This is a genomic window from Helicobacter sp. MIT 05-5294 (assembly GCF_000765675.1).
Taxonomy (GTDB): domain Bacteria; phylum Campylobacterota; class Campylobacteria; order Campylobacterales; family Helicobacteraceae; genus Helicobacter_D.
Genome location: NZ_JRPA02000094.1, coordinates 1 through 399 on the forward strand (window position 1 = coordinate 1; position 399 = coordinate 399).

Here is a 399-nt window from a genome sequence, read left to right on the forward strand (position 1 = left end):
ATCTTTGGCGGCAACCCCGCTGCTGTGTGCGTCTGTGAGCGGTGGCTTGATGATGCTTTGCTGCAAAAGATTGCGAGCGAACACAACCTATCTGAAACCGCGTTTTGCGTGCCGCAACCCAAAAACGCAACCTATCAATTGCGCTGGTTCACCCCTGCGGGTGAAATCGATCTTTGCGGACACGCGACACTTGCGACAGGATTTATCGTTATGAACTTTATCGATTCTGCCGCGCAACAAGTCGCGTTTGAGACCAAAAGCGGAATCTTGCAAGTGCGCAAAATGGGCGATAAATACGAGATTGATTTGCCAAGCTTTGCGCTAAACCCGCTTGCGCTCACAAAAGAGCGCATAGAGCAGATTTATGCCGCGATTGGCTTTGCGCCTATCGAAGCCTAT

1 protein-coding gene is annotated in these 399 nt (G+C 50.9%); it reads left to right on the top strand.

The window, feature by feature from the left end; genetic code table 11:
* A partial coding sequence (locus LS69_RS10190) for a PhzF family phenazine biosynthesis isomerase (RefSeq protein WP_138124748.1) occupies positions 1-399 on the top strand: 399 nt, incomplete at both ends.